This window comes from Leptolyngbya sp. AN10 (assembly GCF_050565645.1).
In the GTDB taxonomy this organism is placed as follows: domain Bacteria; phylum Cyanobacteriota; class Cyanobacteriia; order Leptolyngbyales; family Leptolyngbyaceae; genus Leptolyngbya.
In genome coordinates, this window is record NZ_JBNXVP010000024.1 from 42,906 (window position 1) to 61,098 (window position 18,193).

At 47.2% G+C, this 18,193-nt stretch carries 14 protein-coding genes; 5 read left to right on the forward strand and 9 right to left on the reverse strand.

Going from position 1 to position 18,193, the window contains the following annotated elements:
• The first annotated feature begins 52 nt into the window (after positions 1–52).
• Positions 53–2,047: a pentapeptide repeat-containing protein gene (locus tag ACQ4M5_RS27500; RefSeq protein ID WP_430678944.1), complete on the forward strand. Its 1,995-nt coding sequence runs from the start codon at positions 53–55 to the stop codon at positions 2,045–2,047.
• Here the strand turns inward: ACQ4M5_RS27500 and ACQ4M5_RS27505 are convergent.
• Both ACQ4M5_RS27505 and ACQ4M5_RS27510 read right to left on the reverse strand, forming a co-directional pair.
• Positions 2,044–3,510 (reverse strand): S10 family peptidase, encoded by a 1,467-nt coding sequence (locus ACQ4M5_RS27505; protein ID WP_430678945.1) that lies wholly within the window; start codon positions 3,508–3,510, stop codon positions 2,044–2,046. The two genes, ACQ4M5_RS27500 and ACQ4M5_RS27505, sit on opposite strands and share 4 nt — an antisense overlap.
• Positions 3,511–3,540: 30 nt before the next feature.
• Entirely contained in the window at positions 3,541–4,488 is a 948-nt protein-coding gene (locus ACQ4M5_RS27510) for a hypothetical protein (RefSeq protein WP_430678946.1), read from the reverse strand.
• 111 nt (positions 4,489–4,599) lie between these two features.
• On the opposite strand from ACQ4M5_RS27510, the gene ACQ4M5_RS27515 reads away from it, so the two are divergent.
• Together ACQ4M5_RS27515 and ACQ4M5_RS27520 are read left to right on the forward strand one after the other, a co-directional pair.
• Positions 4,600–5,526 carry a metallophosphoesterase family protein gene (locus ACQ4M5_RS27515; RefSeq protein ID WP_430678947.1) on the forward strand — a complete coding sequence of 309 codons (927 nt, stop codon included), beginning with the start codon at positions 4,600–4,602 and terminating at the stop codon, positions 5,524–5,526.
• Entirely contained in the window at positions 5,523–6,170 is a 648-nt protein-coding gene (locus ACQ4M5_RS27520) for a class I SAM-dependent methyltransferase (protein WP_430678948.1), read from the forward strand. The genes ACQ4M5_RS27515 and ACQ4M5_RS27520 overlap by 4 nt, the downstream gene beginning before the upstream one ends.
• Positions 6,171–6,203: 33 nt before the next feature.
• Here ACQ4M5_RS27520 and ACQ4M5_RS27525 read toward each other — a convergent pair whose 3' ends face one another.
• The 7 genes from ACQ4M5_RS27525 to ACQ4M5_RS27555 all read right to left on the reverse strand — a co-directional run bounded on the left by ACQ4M5_RS27525 (position 6,204) and on the right by ACQ4M5_RS27555 (position 17,263).
• On the reverse strand, positions 6,204–6,452 hold the full coding sequence (locus ACQ4M5_RS27525; RefSeq protein WP_430678949.1) for a hypothetical protein: 249 nt from the start codon (positions 6,450–6,452) through the stop codon (positions 6,204–6,206).
• A gap of 307 nt (positions 6,453–6,759) precedes the next feature.
• Positions 6,760–8,805 carry a response regulator gene (locus tag ACQ4M5_RS27530; protein WP_430678950.1) on the reverse strand — a complete coding sequence of 682 codons (2,046 nt, stop codon included), beginning with the start codon at positions 8,803–8,805 and terminating at the stop codon, positions 6,760–6,762.
• 50 nt (positions 8,806–8,855) lie between these two features.
• The gene (locus ACQ4M5_RS27535) at positions 8,856–10,055 is read right to left on the reverse strand and encodes a sensor histidine kinase (RefSeq protein ID WP_430678952.1); all 1,200 of its coding nucleotides are present in this window, start codon (positions 10,053–10,055) and stop codon (positions 8,856–8,858) included.
• Between the two features lie 200 nt (positions 10,056–10,255).
• Positions 10,256–11,164, reverse strand: coding sequence for a Clp protease N-terminal domain-containing protein (locus ACQ4M5_RS27540; RefSeq protein ID WP_430678953.1), 909 nt, complete (start codon positions 11,162–11,164; stop codon positions 10,256–10,258).
• 222 nt (positions 11,165–11,386) lie between these two features.
• Complete coding sequence (locus ACQ4M5_RS27545; protein WP_430678954.1) at positions 11,387–12,271, reverse strand: hypothetical protein; 885 nt, start codon at positions 12,269–12,271, stop codon at positions 11,387–11,389.
• A 127-nt stretch (positions 12,272–12,398) separates the two neighbouring features.
• Positions 12,399–16,376 (reverse strand): magnesium chelatase subunit H, encoded by a 3,978-nt coding sequence (locus tag ACQ4M5_RS27550; protein WP_430678955.1) that lies wholly within the window; start codon positions 16,374–16,376, stop codon positions 12,399–12,401.
• Between the two features lie 626 nt (positions 16,377–17,002).
• Positions 17,003–17,263: a hypothetical protein gene (locus tag ACQ4M5_RS27555; protein WP_430678956.1), complete on the reverse strand. Its 261-nt coding sequence runs from the start codon at positions 17,261–17,263 to the stop codon at positions 17,003–17,005.
• A gap of 25 nt (positions 17,264–17,288) precedes the next feature.
• Between ACQ4M5_RS27555 and ACQ4M5_RS27560 the strand changes: the two genes are divergently transcribed.
• Both ACQ4M5_RS27560 and ACQ4M5_RS27565 read left to right on the forward strand, forming a co-directional pair.
• Positions 17,289–18,053, forward strand: a complete 765-nt coding sequence (locus ACQ4M5_RS27560; protein ID WP_430678958.1) for a hypothetical protein — start codon at positions 17,289–17,291, stop codon at positions 18,051–18,053.
• Positions 18,054–18,188, forward strand: a complete 135-nt coding sequence (locus ACQ4M5_RS27565; protein ID WP_430678959.1) for a hypothetical protein — start codon at positions 18,054–18,056, stop codon at positions 18,186–18,188.
• Positions 18,189–18,193: the final 5 nt, after the last annotated feature.

The window sequence follows — 18,193 nt, forward strand, 5'->3', positions numbered from 1 at the left end:
GGTGCTTCAGATCTATTGAATCAACAGGAGTTCTATCACTGGAGATCGATTCATGTGCCAAGCAGGGGGCGATTATGCAGGACGCAGCTTTCGAGGGCGAGATTTCAGCGGACTCGATTTAAGTCGATCGAGCTTCCAAGACTGCGATCTCACCGGAGCTAACTTCACCGACACCAATCTCACCGGAGCCGAATTAAGCGGTGCAAACTTAAGAACAGCAACGTTTCTTAGAGCAAACCTGTGTCATGCTCGATTAATGCAAGCGGATTGTAGTTTTGCAGATTTTTCTCATGCTCAAATCCGCTATGCCAATCTCTCAGAAACGAACTGTAGTCATACCAAATTTATCTCAGCGGACTTGGGCGGATCAGCATTTCGAGACGCAATCTTACATCAGGCGAAGTTCATTGATGCTTGGTTACGCGGTGCAAATTTTCTCACTGCTAATCTGAGTGAAGCGGTGCTAATGGGTGCAGATCTCAAAGGAGCCAAGCTAGAGGGCGCGAATTTAGCTCGATCGAAGTTCACTGATGCCAATCTCGAACGCGCCAATTTGAGCAATGCGAACCTAGAATCGGCTAATCTCAGAAGTGCAATGCTAAAAAATGCTTTCCTCGAAGGTGCAAACTTAACCGATGCTAATTTACAGGATGCGCGATTGTCTGAAGCGAATTTACGAAAAGCATACCTGTATCGAACAAATCTATCTTTTTCAATGTTAGCGGGAGCAGATTTTAAGGAGGCTCGTTTGTGTTGCGCTAATCTAACTGGAGCCGCATTACAAGGCGCTTATCTGAAGTGTGCCGATCTTAGAGATGCAATTCTCGATCGAGCAAATCTGCGTCGTGCAAAACTCTGTGGGGCAATGCTAAATCGATCGAGCTTAATCGAAACGATCCTCGAAAATGCAGATCTTTGCTATGTCGATTTCAAGCGAGCAAATCTGCACAATGCAAAGCTCGAAGGTGCAGGATTAGAGAACGCAAATCTGTACAAAGCGAACTTATCAGGAGTGGATTTAAGTCGATCGAGTTTGATTGCAGCAAAGCTCTGTGGGGCAGATCTGACTGATGCAATGTTACGAGGTGCAGATCTGAGTCAGGCGAATCTGACTGGAGCGAATTTAAGTCGATCGATCATTCGAGGTGCAACATTAATTGGAACAATTCTGCACAATGCGAACTTAACAGATGTCGTTTTTACTCGATCGAATCTTAGTGATAGTTCTTTTCGAGAAGCTGATCTATCTAATGCTCGACTAAATCGTGCTTATCTAAGCGGTGTATCTTTTGAAGGTGCAATTATGACGAATGTTCGATTAAGTGGTGCAACTGTATTAAGAGCTTATTTCAACAAAGCAATCTTACACGAAGCACAGTTGAATCGAACTTATCTTAGCTATTCTGACTTTGATTCAGCTATTCTGAACAATGCGAATTTGGTCGCATCTACCTTGGTGCGCGTCAATTGGAACAGTACGATCGTGCAAAACACCAAATTCGGTGGCAACCAAGGTTTAATCAGTTCTCAACGCGAACAATTACAGCAACAAGGAGCCGATTTTAGCTTATCGCCGCTACCTGATGAGATGCCGTCATCCATGCAGTTACTAGAATCATTCCAGAGTGACTTAAACGATCGATTAATGGATCTCGATGATGCCACCGAACGAGTAAAAGATGCGATCGAGATGTTGAGTGAGAGTTGTGAAACACCGACTAGACAAGCTCGATTTGATTGTATTACTCAAGTGCAAAGCCAAATTGAACTGATGAAAGCGGAATGCGATCGAGCGATAGAAAACGGCGATCGTTATCTCACTCAAATTCAAAACCTCAGAGGTGTAAATTTAGGTTCAGACGTAATCAAACTATTAGACGGCATTCACGCCCAGATTTTTCGATTAAATCAACTTCAGCGATCGGCATTCGAGCGAGTCCGACTAAACAATTTTGGCGAATCGGATCGCTCGATCGATTTAGAGGAACAGATTGATCAGATTGATTTAGAGGTGGACTCGATCGAAGACATCGAGGATGAGAACTAACCCATTGCCTTCTGATAAAACGCGGTCATATTCGCAAACCATTCTTGTCGAGATTTCTCCCAAGTGTAGAACATGTGTCCACCGAGATAATGCTTCAAAGTGAGGTTCGATCGCACATCGGAATGCAATTTCATCAAGTCCGCCAAATGATTCGACGCAAAATAAGGCGTAACCAAATCAAAGATGCCATGACAGATATAAACCTGCATAAACGGATTCAAAGTCATGCCCACGCGCAAATCATCAATCGATCCGACAAAGCCTTGCTTAAAATCGCCTTTAAGGTCATATTTCCAAGCCTTGAACACCTCAAAACTCAGCAAATGATAAGTTAGATCCGTTTCAACTCCGAGCGTATCGCGCAAGTGACTATTAATTCCACCTGTGAACAATCGATCGAGTCCGTCTAATGTTGGATCACTGCCTTCAAATGAAGTGCGATCGGGAAATGGGTCGATCGCGGTAATCGAAGCATCATACAATCCGACAATCTTTTGCTGATCTCTAAGCAATTCTCGCGAAAATATCTCTAATCCAACTCGTCCGCCCTGCCGTTCTACGATCGATTCTGGCAACCCAATCAATGCTGCTAATTGCTGATAAACCGCTTTCCGCTCTTCAGCATCCAAAGCATCCCCAAGCGCCAATGCTGGAATCAATTTCTGACGTGCAAATTGTTCTGCTGCGGCTCGATGGGCTGCTAAATCTCCGGGTGCGCCTGCCCATTTTGCTCGATCGTGGTGTGCAGCGGAAACAGCTAAGGATGGCACTAATGTTGCCCAGGAAGTCAACGTGTAGTCACTTTCATCAAGCAAACTGAACTCTAAAGCTGGAGAAATCATAATTGCTCCAGACAGTCCAATCCCAAATTCTTGTTGGAGTTTTTGAGCTAGTTTTGCAACTCGAAATCCTCCATAACTTTCACCTGCAATAAAAACTGGAGAAAGCCAGCGGTTTTGTCGTGAGAGGAAGCGTTGAATAAATTCGCCGATCGCTTTTAGATCTCGATCGACTTGCCAAAATTCGCTGTCCTTCGACTTTTCTTCTTCAGCAGGATTTTCTTTGTCTTTCTCTGATTCTTTCGGAATGCTGCGACTAAAACCAGTTCCGATCGGATCAATAAACACTAAGTCAGTAAAGCCCAACCAACTTTCAGCATTGTCTACTAATTGAACAGGAGGCTTAGGTAAGTTCCCATTTGGATCAAAATAAATTCGTTTTGGACCTAATGCGCCTAAATGTAAATAAGCAGAAGCAGCTCCAGGTCCACCATTAAAGACAAAAGTGACAGGTCTCGGTGAATCACTTTTTGCCAGATAAGACACATAAAACATTTCTGCGATCGGCTTTTCTCGATCGAACAATGTTTGCCATTCTGCCGCAGCCGTATAGGGAATCGTTCGACCTCCCAATTGCAGCGTATGTTCTGTTGTTTTTCCTTGGCGCGTCGTAGTTTCAGCCATGATCAATCTCAGCCCAATATCTTTCTCAGCTTATGACTTACGCTTGAGAATTACCATCGTTTCACCCACGATCGGGGGACGCGCGAGTAATGTTCCTTGAGCATCCGTGATTTTAAGATTTGATAGCTCGATCGATTGCGCTTTCTCCCAAAGTTGATTCACGAATCGGTCTTGCTGCTCTGTACTAAATCGATACCAATCTTCTGAAACTCGAACATTCAACCGAGCACGATCGATTTGCGGTTCAACTGATGTCACCAATCCACCAATGAAGCGATCGCTAATTTCTGTCACCTGAGATCGAATCTCCGCAAGCTGCTTCTGCTCTGGTGTCAATTCTGGTTCAGGCAAAGGTTCGACGACAGGCTCCGGAGAAGGTTCAACGACAGGTTCAGGCGAAGGTTCGATTTCAACCGGAACTTCTGCAATGGGTTCTTCTATGACGGGTTCTTCCACTGGAATTTCTGCAACTGGTTCTTCGACTGGCACAGAAACAATTTCAGGAGCAGCTTCGGGAGCAGCAAGATCCGTCGGAAATTGTGTCGGTTTATCTGGAATCGTGATCGGAGGACGACGATCAACCACTTGAACAGGTTTTTGAACAGGCTTTGAAGAAAAGAGCGAAGACGTAAACGAGAAAAGAATCACGATCGTACCAATCACAATTCCACTCAGTGCCCGATCGCCTAATTTTCTGCTCACAGGCAGTCGATCGCGAATGAGCATCAACAATCTGTTCCACAGTGGCGCAACTCGTTCGAGCGCGATCGTGCCCGCAGTCGTCACTTTCAACAAGAGCGGATTCGGTTCCTCAGAGGCTTCAATCCGATTGGCAGTACTCTCTAGAAAGCGACTGGTCGATCGTAATGTGCCAATTGTCCCCGTTCTCAGCTTGGCGAGAAATTTTGTCGCAGTCGCTTGCGATTGTGTCACACTGGACTCGGATTCTGTCGGTGACTTAGCATCTGGTTGTGACATTGATGTGACCTCCTCGACAAACGAAATCCGGTTAAGTCCAGTAGAGTGAAAAACGGTAGAAATTTCAATCTACCATTTGTCGATCGCACTGTTGTTTAAGAACTGACCCCTATGAGTTTAAAGCGTCGTGACCTTTTGGTGTTAGGAGGATTAAGCGGTCTAGGACTTGTCGCTGCCGGAAAAACCTTGAGTCGTTCCCCAGAGCAAGTGTCTGGAATGCCGCAAACCGTTTCAGAGCCACCCAAAACCGCAGGCAAAGAATTGATGCTGCGATTTGTGGCAGTAGCAGATTCAGGTGCAGGCGATCGCAATCAGTTCGCGTCCGCCAACGCAATGGCAGGGTATCACAAAAAAAATCCATACTCGCTCGTCACTCTCGCTGGAGATAATATCTACAACAGCGGCGAGATGGAACGAGTTGGGATTGCCTTTGAAGAGCCGTACGCTCCCCTGTTGAAGCAAGAGGTTCGGTTCCGTGCTTGTCTTGGAAATCACGATATTCGTACCGAGAACGGCGATCCTCAAGTTCGATACGCGAATTTCAACATGAACGGACGGTATTACACTTACCGCGAAAAAGATGTTCAGTTCTTTGTATTAGACACGAATGGGAATGCGGACTGGAAAGACCAAATGGCTTGGCTCAATGCCGAATTAGGACGCAGTACCGCTCCTTGGAAAATCGTTTATGGGCATCATCCGATCTATTCGTCTGGACATTATGGAACTGATGCTGAAATGATTCGCAAGTTTGCACCCTTGTTCAAACAGCACCAAGTCCAGCTTTATATCAACGGACACGAACATCATTACGAGCGATCGACCTCGATCGATGGAACAACCTATCTCGTAACCGGAATCGGCGGCGCAAGTCTCCGTCCCGTCGGTCGCTCTAAAACCACTGAATATTCTGTGTCCCGCTTTGGATTTAGCGCGATCGAGGTTTATCCCGATCGACTCCAAATCGAAGGCATTGGCACAGATGGATTGGTCTTCGATCGAGGAATTGTGGCAAGACAAGCGAAAGTCTCAGTATGACGGATGCCTACACCCGAACGGTTCAACTCTCAACGGAATTCATCGAAAATGGTGATCCGTTGGGATGGTTTGAAGCGCTCTATGCTACTGCAAACGGCGATCCGAATGCAGTTCCTTGGGCGCGATTAACTCCGAATGCACTTCTATTAGACTGGCTCGATCGCGATTTAATTCGAGGCAAAACCGCGATCGTTATTGGTTGCGGTTTAGGTGACGATGCTGAAGAACTCGCAAAACGCGGATTGAACGTGACTGGGTTTGACATTTCAGAAAGTGCGATCGCTTGGTGCGATCGGCGCTTTCCGAATTCCCCAGTAACATACCAGGTTGCAGATTTATTCGCGCTTCCAGAGGCTTGGAAAGGGACATTCGACTTTGTTCTAGAGTCGTACACAATTCAAGCGATGCCACCTGAATTACGAGCCAAAGCGATTCCTAAGATTGCCGAATTGGTTGCATCTTCTGGACAGTTATTAGTCATTTGTCGGGGTCGTGAACCAGAGCAAGATTTAACAACGGTTCCTTTTCCACTAACAAAAGCAGAGCTAATCGGCTTTCAGCAGGCGGGACTGTCTGAAATGGAATTCGAGGATTTGGCTGAACCTGGAACAGTGCGACGATTTAGAGTGAGATACGAAAAATGAATGTGATATCTACGATCGTTAATTCAACGCTAATTAAGCAGTTTCACTCATTCCATTAGGCTTCCTGCCGAAATCAACACCGACAGGATTACAACCTGGGAAATTCACCGCATCTTCGTCTAGGAATCCAGCAATCGCCATCTCGATCACAGCTTCGATCGGAAAACCCACTTGAGCGGCATAAGTCATCAAACCAAGTCTGATTTTTTCTGGTAATCCATTCACGAACGCCTGAGCGACTTCAGGACTCAGATGTTCACGGACTTGTTCAGACGCTTGCATCGTCATTCCTCCCTACTTCTTACGAACGTTATAACTCGGATCAGCAATCCGGATACATTTGGAAAGTAAGACAACTATGCTGACTAAGCAGCTTTGGATTGTGAAATCTAACGACAAGGATGGAGACTTTAGCGCCACTGGTTGACGCAATATAGCAATCCGGTTTGAGTTGTGAGATTCGGGAACGCCCCCAAACCCCCAATTCTGGGGGCTAAGAGTCTTGTTCCCCCAAGCTTGGGGGTTAGGGGGCACGATCAATCCTGCAATTCACAACTGATTTAGGATTGCTATAGGACAAACAAGAGTTCTAGCTCATCTTAATTGGCAAGCTCAAGGTCAAAACAGTCGTCCCCGATCGCTGTTCCACACTCACCGTTGCATTCAAATCGATCGCATATCGTCGCAAGAGTGCTAACCGTAGATTCGAGACGTTCTGTTTTCGTCTCGGTAACACTTCCTCCGCATTCGCCACACAGCAGGCAGAAATACAGAAATTCTGTGAATCAATGAATGTTCGGAGTTGAATCGGTAAGCCTGGATTCGCTTGATTGAGATGCGTTAGCAATTGAACGATCGTTTTATCCAAAGTGGATAAATGCACGAACAATTTTGGAATCGCTTCGGAAGTTCGCTCAAACTGAGTCACGATCGCAATTTGATTAGAAAATCGTTCAACAGCAACTGCTAACCAATCCTGAATGTTCACTTCACTCAGCGGCATTGCCTCTGATCCATTCGACGCATTCTGAAATGCAAGTAAATCATTCACTAAGCTAAATTCTTCGCGCCATTCTTGCTGCAAAATCCCTGAGTATCGCTCTAACCGTTGAATCTCAGGATTCGGAGTTTCAGGATCATCGAGAGAAGTGGTAATTTGCTGCATCAACTCGATCGCGATTCTCATGTTCGTCAGCGGCGTTCGGAGTTCGTGTGACAGCGCTTCAATAAAATCCTTTTGTAGCGTTTTGAGATGCTGTAACTCTGCAATTTCGGTACGAAAACTTTGGAGTTGTTGAGCCGATTGATAAGCCCGAATCGCTTGACTAACGAGTTGCGCGATCGCGTCCGCCTGAAAGCCACTCCAGCGCGGATAATCTGGTAACACCAATCCAAATTCCCCGATCGTGCCACACTCACCTTGAATCGGACAGATAATCACCTGCGATTCAGCCCGATACAGCGGCGGTAAAGTTGCAGAATCCGGACAAATCCAACACTGATGCTGGAACAATCGCAGATAAAACTCTGAGAATTTCGAGATTTCAACAATGCGCCGAAGATTCGATCGCGGTTCTCCGTCCGGTGAATTGAACTCAGCGACGATCGTTGAAATCGTCGAATCCGAATTATGCAGCGCAATCCACCCGTAATCGAGTTTCAACGTGTGCCCAATTTCTTGCAGCATCCAGGGCATGAACTCGCTCTGATCGGCATTACATCGATCGAACACTCGCTGCCGTAAGCGATCCACTCTGATCGTAAACTGAAGCTGCTCTGTGCGTTCTTTCAGTTGGGCACATAACAGCGATTGCGTCGTTTCTAAGATTTGCTTTTGGGCATCCAAACTCGATTCGCGCTGGCGGCGATCGCTCATATCCTGAAACACCATAACGCCACCAATAATCTCTCCGTCTCGGTTGCGAATCGGGGAAGCACTATCGCCCACAGGTCGTTCTGTTCCATCTCGCGATCGCAAGACTGCACGATCAGGCAGGGTAATTGTATCACCCTGACATAAGGCTGCCAGAATTGGATTGTCGATCGCGGCTCCCGTTTCTTCATCAATCAGATCTAACACACGTCCCGCAAATTCTCCCAGTGCTTGCTCTTGTGTCCAACCTGTGAAGAATTCGGCTGCCGGATTCATGAACGTAATAAAGCCATCGACATCCGTTGCGATCGTGGCATCACCAATACTCACCAACGTCGTGGCGTACCATTGCTGTGTATCTTTGATTGCGACTTCCATCTGATGACGACGGAGAGCGACTTGAATGGTGGATTGTAAAACGGCTTCCTGAAATGGTTTAACGACGTATCCGAATGGAGACGTTTCTGTAGCTCGTTTTAGTGTGTATTCGTCTGCGTGAGCCGTGAGATAAACGACAGGCAAATTTAGCTTCAAATAGAGATATTCTGCCGCAGAAACGCCGTCGTTTTTCCCCTGTAAACAGATATCCATTAAGACGAGATCGGGACGCTGGTGGGTGGCGATTTGGATAGCTTGACGAGCATTTGTTGCGATCGCGATCACTTCATGCCCAAGCGTATGCAAGGCTTCTTGCACGTGCCATGCCACCACACTTTCATCTTCCACTACGAGAATTTTTGCTGTTCTCAATGGTTCAGTCACTCAACAACCCCAATTATTGTACGGGATGTTGAGATTTTTTAAGCAAAGACTTAAGCGCAATCAAATATCACTTTAAAGCGTGTTTTTTGCGTTTTCTCGACTGTAACTTTGCCATTCAGTTGATCCACTAAGGCATTAACGAGACGTAACCCCATTGATCGAATTTTTTGTAGCTCGAAACTTTCAGGTAAGTTCTTTCCACCATTTTCTACGATGAGACAAACTTGAGAAAATTGATTGTGCAACGTTACGGTCACTTCTCCTGTTTCTTCGCCAATAAATCCATGTTTCAAAGCATTTGTCATCAGTTCATTCAAAATCAAACCACAAGGAATCGCTTTCTCCAGACTAACAATCACATCGGGATCAACGTGAACCACTAAATTAACCGTATCCGATTGAATGCGATACGTATGAAATAGGCTCGATGTCAGAGTTTGAACATATTCGGATAAATTTACTCGTGCAAAGTCTTGAGAGCGATACAAACTATCATGAACTAATGCCATTGAACTAATTCGACTTTGACTATCTTTGAAAATTTGTCGCACGTTTGGATCATCAATTCGCTGCGCTTGTAAATAGATCAAGCTCGAAATAATTTGCAGGTTATTTTTGACCCGATGGTGAATTTCTTTAAGTAGCGCTTCTTTCTCTAACAAAGAAGATTTAATTTGGTCTTCTGCAAATTTTTGACTGGTAATATCTTCGATCGTTCCAGTATGTCCAATCAATTCTCCTGCCGCTGAAAACATTGGAGCCGTTCGAGTATGAAGCCAGCGAATTTCTCCATCAGAAGTGATGATCCGAAATTGATCGGTACGCGATCGACCCGATGTTGCATCTTCAATCCAAGCAGGAACTACTCGATCTCGATCTTCTGAATGAACATAATTTGTCCATCGATCGCCCAAACTTTCTTCTAACGGATGCCCTAAAATCTCCTCACACCGAGGGTTCGTATAGATACATCGTCCTTGCATATCACAGCTAAAAATCCCAAACGGCAAACAATGGCTTAGGGCTGACCAATGCTCCTCACTCGCATGAGTCGCAATAAATAAGGGTGCTGCTTGAGGATTTAGAACCGCTTCTAACTGGGTCAAAATCGTGGATAACGATCGCTCGATCGACGGTTGAATGGGGTTGGGTAATTGTTCGATCGTCTGTTGAAAGTCCTGAACTTGCGTTTTGAAAGCACGAATGCGTGTCATCAGTTCAGGACGAGGTGAATTGGCAGTCTCGTCCATGCGGCAGTAATCTCGAAAGCTATAGGAACTCTACCAAAAATTCCATCGTGTCTTAAGTTTTAGCAGAGACTTTAACCCGAATGGGTGAGTTGCGATCGTCGGAGAACCGCTTAGAAGATGCGGCTTTCTCTGTCTAGCAATCTACGTAAATCAAAACTCCAAAGATGGCGTTAGCAGGAGTTGGAGTCGCGATCGCTCTTTTATAGATGAAATTGGTTCGAGATTGTAACAAGAAGCCGTTGATACGTTGGCAGTTGAGGAGCATCATCGGGCAAATCTGCAATGAAGCCTTTCAAAGATCGCAACGATCGACGATTTGCCTTTTGAACTCGCTCATTTGATCTGCCGATCCATAAGCTTGCAAGAAATTGAATTTGAGCTAGAATTTCTTCTTTGTCTTCATCAGTGAAATTCTCCTCTGTTTCGATGATTGTGCATAGCTCAGTCAGGCTTTCTTTTGTTGCAATGCCTTCTGGTGAATTAGGAAGTTTTGGGATGCTGTCGATCGCTTCCGAATGAGATAGGCTTCGGCTCCGAATGTTGCGCTTCAAGATCTCGCTTTTCGATTTTGCGATCGTGAGTGTTTCGGACATTTGCTCAATGAGTCGATCGAGGTCTTGCGCCAAGTCTTTTAAGTCCTGAGTTGGTGCGGGAACAAAGTCATACTTTGAGAGTTCAGCCTCGCTCATTGCAGCTAAAATCTCACTTTGAAGTTGCTCCGTATCGACTTGTAAGTTTTGCAATACTTGATAAGCAACTCCTTGTTTTAAAGATGCGATCGCAAGTAATAGATGTTCAGTTCTGATCGTCGGATGTCCAAGCCGTTTCGCCTCTTCGAGTGATTGTTCTAAAACGGCAGCAGCATTTCGGCTGAATGGTATGTTTACAGTGTAAAACTCTGGTGCTCTGCGTCCAACGATTTCTTCAACCTCGCGCCGCGCTGTTTCGAGATCCAAACCCATTTTCAGTAGAACTTGTGCCGCAGTTCCTTGACCTTCTGCGATTAACCCCAGTAATAGAAAAGCGGTTCCAAATTCTTGAGTTTGTCCTAGCCGAACCGCCTCTTCCTGACAAAGCATCACAACTCGAATCGCATCTTCACCAAACATAGCTTCAATTGATTTAAGGTTTAGTACTGATATATCAAAAAAAGCAGGCGAATTACTCGATCATTGAATTGATTTAAGAATCTGAATTGCAGAACGAAAAAAGAGGACTTTCGCCCCCTTACTGAATTGATTTAAGAATCGAACTTACTCAACACCTTCGATGCGGTCTTCGACTTCTTGATAAAGTTCGCGGAGTCGATCGAAGGCATTTTGGTACAGAATCTAACTGCTCAAAATCACATCATTTTTGTTCGTTCCCACCAGCTTATCTCGCTTCTCTGTACCCGTCAGTTGAGTTCTGCCCTGCTGCACATTCGCGAAGAACTTATCATCCCCCACGGCTTTCAGACTCAGATCCAACGCTTTTGCATCCAGAACGCTTGCATCGGAGAAATTGATGTTTGCAGATAGCTCTTTGCCTTGCGTTGATGCGAGTGCAGCAAGAATATGACCAGATTTACGAGCAACAATCAGTGTGCTGTCACCTACATCGACCGATCGAATATCGTCCAGCTTCAGGTTGTCATCCAGCACGAGCATGTCGGCTTTAGGATTGAAATCGAGGATAACATTGGTCGTATCCTTGCCCAGAACAATGTGATCGACCGCGCCGCCACCGCTGACGATCGTATTCGTTCCCCCGCCATTTCCAATGATGAAATCGTTTTTGTCAGATCCCAGAACAACGTTATTTCCGCCTTTGGGGTCGAGGAAATCTCCATCGATCGCGCCATCGCGAGGAAACAGGGTTTTGATGATTTCTTCAGAACTTTTGCTCTTACGAACCGCATCAGACAGTTGAGGTGGAGTGATCGTATCGGTGTCTTGAATGGGCTGCCCGCGTTGAGCCAGGAAGTTGGACAAACTGTTTTTGCCCTGAGACTTGCCCGAATCTCGCTCAACTTTGTCTTCAATTTTATTCATTGAGGAGTCGCGAAGCTTGGGTTCATTGAAAGCTTTGCCCAACGCTTCATCCATTTCGCTTGCCGCGATCGAAGAACCCTTTGAGCGCTGAACCTCTGTGTTCGCGTTCTTGTCACCTGTCGGCAGCATCGGATTGACCATGCTAACGCTATCTGACTGATTTAGATTAAAAAGATTTTCCATGAGAAATCTTGAAATTCTACATTGGTTCTCTTCTGTCAACGAGAGCAGCATCCGGATCAAATATCGTCAAATGCAATAAAAAAAGAGGGCAAAATGCCCCCTGATTAAATTGGTTTAAATCTTGAAATTATTCAACGCCTTCGATGCGGTCTTCGACTTCTTGATAGAGTTCGCGGAGTCGATCGAGGTTTTCTTCAGATGTTTCCCAATAGCCGCGACCATTGGCTTCGAGCAAGGTCGTAACCATCTTACGGAACGAGTTCGGATTCAGATCTAACAGACGCTTACACATTTCCTCATCTTTGAAGAACGTGGTGTTCGTGTCTTCATAAACCCAGTTATCGACTGCGTTCGCGGTGGCTGACCAGCCCATTGTGTTTACCAATCGTTTCGATAGTTCGCGCACTCCTTCGTATCCGTGGCTCAACATGCCTTCGTACCATTTTGGGTTGAGCATTTTGGTACGGGCATCAAGTCGGACAGTTTCGGATAAAGTACGAATCTGAGCGTTTGCCGTGGTCGTATCTGCCATGTACGAAGCGGGCATTTTGCCATCGTCGCGGAGGCGGGACACGATCTTGGTTGGATCAGAATCGTAGTAGTGTGAAACATCGGTGAGCGAGATTTCGGACGAATCGAGGTTTTGGAAGGTCATATCAGCCGTCTTCAGCGAAGCGCGGAAGAGGTCTTCGTTTTGTTCCATCATGCCAGGATTGTCTGAGGAGAACGCGAACCCTTTACGAGCGAGGTACATATTTTGTAGTTCCTCTTCGTTTTCCCACGTTCCATTCTCGACTGCTAAGTTGATGTTCGAGGAGTATGAACCCGAAGCATTCGAGAAGACACGAGTTGCAGCTTGACGGAGGTTGATTCCAAGTTCGTCAGCTTGCTTCATCGCGTGTTTGCGAACGAAGTTCATTTCTAAGGGTTCTTCGGCTTCGGCTGCCATTTTCACGGCTCGATCGAGTAATGCCATCTGATTGATAAACAGATCGCGGAATACTCCAGAACAGTTCACAACCACATCGATCCGAGGTCTGCCCAGTTCTTCCAGCGGAATCAGTTCGAGCTTGTTAATGCGTCCGAGCGAGTCGGGCATTGGACGAACTCCGACCATCCAGAGAATCTGTGCGAGAGATTCACCGTAGGTTTTGATGTTGTCGGTTCCCCAGAGAACACAAGCGATCGTTTCTGGATAAGCGCCACCATTCTCGGCACATTGGCGAGCAATTAAGCGATCGACCACAATCTTGGCAGATTTAACCGCAGCAGCAGTTGGAATCGATTGCGGATCGAGCGCGTGAATGTTCTTACCTGTGGGCAAGACATCAGGGTTCCGAATCGGATCGCCACCTGGACCTGGAAGAATGTATTCGCCTTCTAAAGCAGTCAATAGCGCACCGAGTTCGTTATCTGCAACAACTTGCTTCAAGCAGAACTGCAAGAACTCGACCAGCGGTTTCATTGCTTCTTGATCAATACTCGGATAGCCCGCTTCTTCTAATGCAACAATCCAAGGCTCCTTCTTACCACCGAAGTTAAACAGATTGCTTAACATCGACGATTTAGAAACGCGACCGTCTTGATCAATCTGCGCTTTCACCATTGCGGTAACAGCCGATCGAGTGGCTTGGTTGATGTCGTTTAACAGTTGCACATCGTCGAGAATTCCTCGATCGCTGTTCTGGAAAATTTCATCAATGTCACGGTTCAGGCTATTCGCAATGATTCGAGGCAAGCTGATCATGCTTTCTTCGGGTCGATCGAGGCTGGCAATATTCACCAGAGTTGCGATCGCTTCGTCTGCCGAAGGTGGTTTACCAATCACGTGCAAGCCGCAAGGTAACAATCGCGATTCGATCTCCATCAGTTTGATGTAGACCTTTCCAACGATCGTGTCTCGCTCTTCTTGAGTGAGTTCGCTGGAGTTGTCTGGGAATGCAATGTCTTTGTCAAGATTGCAAATCCGAGCTTTGTCCATGATCGTATCGACGATTTGAACACCGCGACCCGAATCTTTTAGCGTTTGATACGAGCCAACTAATTCGCTGAGTTCTTTTAGACCTTTGTACAGTCCAGCATTTTCAGCAGGTGGAGTTAGGTAACTGATTGTTTCAGCGTAAGAGCGGCGTTTTGCGATCGTAGCTTCAGATGGATTGTTCGCTGCGTAGTAGTACAAGTTGGGAATCGTACCGATCAAGCTATCAGGGAAGCATTCTTCGGACATTCCGATCTGTTTACCCGGCATGAATTCGAGCGATCCATGAGTTCCGAAGTGCAACACTGCATCCGCTTTCCAGATTTTTTCCAGATAGGTGTAGTACGCTGCAAAACCGTGGTGTGGACTTGCCGATCGAGAGAACAACAATCGCATCGGATCGCCTTCATATCCGAAAGTCGGCTGAACTCCGATAAACACATTTCCGAAGGTCTTCCCGTACACCAATAGATTCTGTCCATCCGTGTTCAGATGTCCCGGAGCCGGACCCCAAGACGGAATCAAGCGCTCATGATACGGAGTCAGTTCTTCGTACTCTGGAACAGACATTTTGTAAGCAATGTTCAATTCTGGACTGTTGTATTGTGCGCGTGCATCATGTAGCACTTCTAACATCAATGCTTCAGCCGATTCGGGTAAATCTTGAACATCGTACCCATTCTGTTTCAGAGCTTCCATTGCTTTGTAAATGGAGCCGAACACATCTAAGTAAGCTGCCGTTCCAACGTTTCCTTTATCCGGTGGGAAACTGAAAACAGTGATTGCAACTCGTTTGTGCAATTTCGGCTTACGGCGCAGATTTGTCCACTTGAGAGCGCGTTGTGCGATCGCTTCGACTCGATCTTGAAGCGCGATCGCTTTTCCGGTTGCTCCATCTCGACCCGAAACAATGATTGGCTCGATCGCGCCATCTAATTCGGGCAGTGCAATCTGTAGCGCAACTTGGATCGGGTGCAAACCGAGTTCGCTATCTTGCCATTCTTCGGTCGTTTGGAACACCAGCGGCAATGCCACCATATACGGACGATTCAAACGGCGAAGCGCTTCGATCGCTTTCGGGTGATCTTGACGAGCCGGACCACCGACGAGTGCGAATCCGGTGAGCGAAACTACGACATCTACGATCGGCGTTGTAGTTGCAACCGGATCATAGAAGAACGCATCTACAGGTTTCGAGAAATCCAAGCCACCTGCAAACACTGGAATAACCCGCGCTCCCATCGCTTCGATCTCTTGCACCATCGCCACATAGTGAGCATCATCGCCCGTGACTAAGTGCGTTCTTTGCAGCACTAATCCCACAGTCGGAACTAGCGGATCGCGCATATCTTCTGGGATATCTTTGCGCGAACTAAACCAGTTCAGATACTCCTTGAGATCCTCGAACATGGTCGGAGCCATCGGATGCCAAATTCCCAAATCTGGGTAAACCTGCGGCTCTTGAATTGCGCCAGTGATATCGCCCTTGAACACATACTTGTCTGCCAACATTAGCAGGAAGTTTTCCAGGTTCTCAGCATTGCCACCCAGCCAGTACTGGAAGCTCAACATAAAGTTCCGGGCATCCTGCGCTTTGTCCATCGGCAAATACTTCAGGACTTTCGGCAGCGTGTTCAGCAATTTGAGCATCGCGTCTTGGAAGCCTGCGCCAGAATTCTCCTTGCGCTTCTTCATGAACTGCGCGATCGCACTTTTCGACTGTCCCAACTGTGCCATTGAGAAGCTGCCCAATTTGTTCAGGCGCATTACTTGAGGCATAGAGGGAAACACCACTGCCGCATCTAAGCGATCGCGGTGCGGTTCAACTGCGGCAACCACTTTCTCGGCTAGGTCTTCCAAGAAAATCAGCGAAGCGATGAAAATATTGGCTTCAGAGACATCTTTCTGGAAGGCTTCGTAGTTCTCCGGGTTGCGGAGTTCTTCAATGAGATACCCACTGATTTCGACTGCCACATTCGGATGGTTGGCATTAATCGATCGTACGGCGGCGGAGAGCGCACTTTGATATTGTGGCTCCAACACGACATAGACCACCTTTAATAAAGACCGTCCTGCCAAGTTCTCAGGGACAATGTGTCGAACGGTGGGCTTGACGTGAGTGAACATTCGCTCAGACTCCTTTATGCGTGTTCTCTTCTTAAAACAACCAGCGAATCAAGCGGAGGATCGTAACGCTTTGTAAAGCGGTGGTCTCGGCTTAACGATCGCAAAATGTATTTAATCTACATTTGTGTTTTTACCAGAAAACGTATACATAAAGCGCATTTCGGCAGGTATCTGACACAATTTGATAAGAAACTCGTCGGTTTTTGTTACGTTCAGTTACAGAAAGTTGGGGGATTCCTCGTTTCTTTTCAATATTTCTTAATTAAGGAGTGTAAAGTCCGAGGGGGTATTTGAAGGCGGGTCGTCCCTTGCGCTGACCCGCCCCGGAATGAATTCGGGGCTAACCGAACGAAGTCCACTAAAGGGGACTGACAGCCTCAAGCTCACGTCCTCAGTCCTGTTCATAGGACTTTCCCCCGATAGCCCCGAATTCATTCCGGGGCGAAATCGAACGCAGCGAGAAACTTCTGACGCTTTTCAAACCCCCTCCAAGATGAACGAAGCTTGATTTAGAGCGGTGTAATGCAAGTCTTCATCTCAAAAAAAAGCGCCTACACCAACCCGTAAGGGGCACAGTGTAGGCTTTCGAGTCGCCCCGGAGAACGACTGATATAGGATTAATCAGATCAGCCTGGGCAAACAGGTTTCCCACTTGAGTTCAGCCGAATCTTGCCCTCGGTTCCGTTGATCATGAAGGGCACTTTCTGATCTTCCACCACACGCACGAATGCAGGGCGGTCTTGTAAACAGGCACTTACCGCTGCACCCCAAGCCGTTAAGTCTTTCGACATCTTATCGGTGATTGGCGTGTCGCTGGTCATGCTCGGTTCTTGGACTACCGCAACCTCGATCGGTAAAGTGAATTTCGCAGGAGCATTTCCAGTCATCGGCAGTGTGACCTGCTGAATTCCTGTGATCGTTTCATCTGCTAGTACATTTGTCGTTGCCGTGGGGGAAGAGCCGGGAGTGCTCGATTGCTCGGTCGGGGTCGTGGGAGCAGGAGCCGTGGTGGGAGCGGTTGGCGTTGTGTTTGGAGTCGTTGAGTCTGTAGGACTCGTTGGCAAGGTTGAAGGACTTGTTGGCGACTCTGTAGGACTCGTCGGCGACTCTGTGGGACTCGTTGGCGAGGTTGAAGGAGTCGTTGGCGACTCTGTAGGACTCGTTGGTGAGGCTGAAGGAGTCGTGGTTGAGTCTGTAGGACTCGTCGGTGAGTCTGTAGGACTCGTCGGTGAGTTTAGAGGACTCGTCGGCGACTCTGTGGGACTCGCTGGCGAGGTTGAAGGAGTCGTGGTTGAGTCTGTAGGACTCGTCGGCGAGGTTGAAGGACTCGTGGTGGAAGGAGTGGTCGTGCTATCGGGAGTCGTGGGACTGGATGGCGCGATCGGAACACTCGTAGGACTGGATGGTGTGGTGGACTCGGTAGGAACAGGCTTCACCGTATCCGAAGAAGCGGGACTCGATGCTGGAGCGATCGACTCAGCAGGACTCATCGGGGTTGTGGGGGTCGAGCCTGTCGGAGTCGTCGGCATCGAAGGAGTTGAACCCGTTGGGGAAGTGGTAGGAGTCGAACCCGCCGGAGTCGTGCTCATCGTTGGCAGTGAGGTCGGACTCGTAGGAATCGTCATCATCGTCGGAGAAGCAGGAACGATCGGAGTCGAGCCTATGCTTGCAGGTTGAGTGGACGAATTTAGCGGAGTCGTTGAAGTTTCAGGTGCGGAGACGGGATACAACTCTGGAGTAGTTGGAGTCGCCATCGTTGGAGAAGCAGTTGGCTCCGTGGGAGTCGCCTTCATCGGCTTCTTGATCGACTGAGCGAT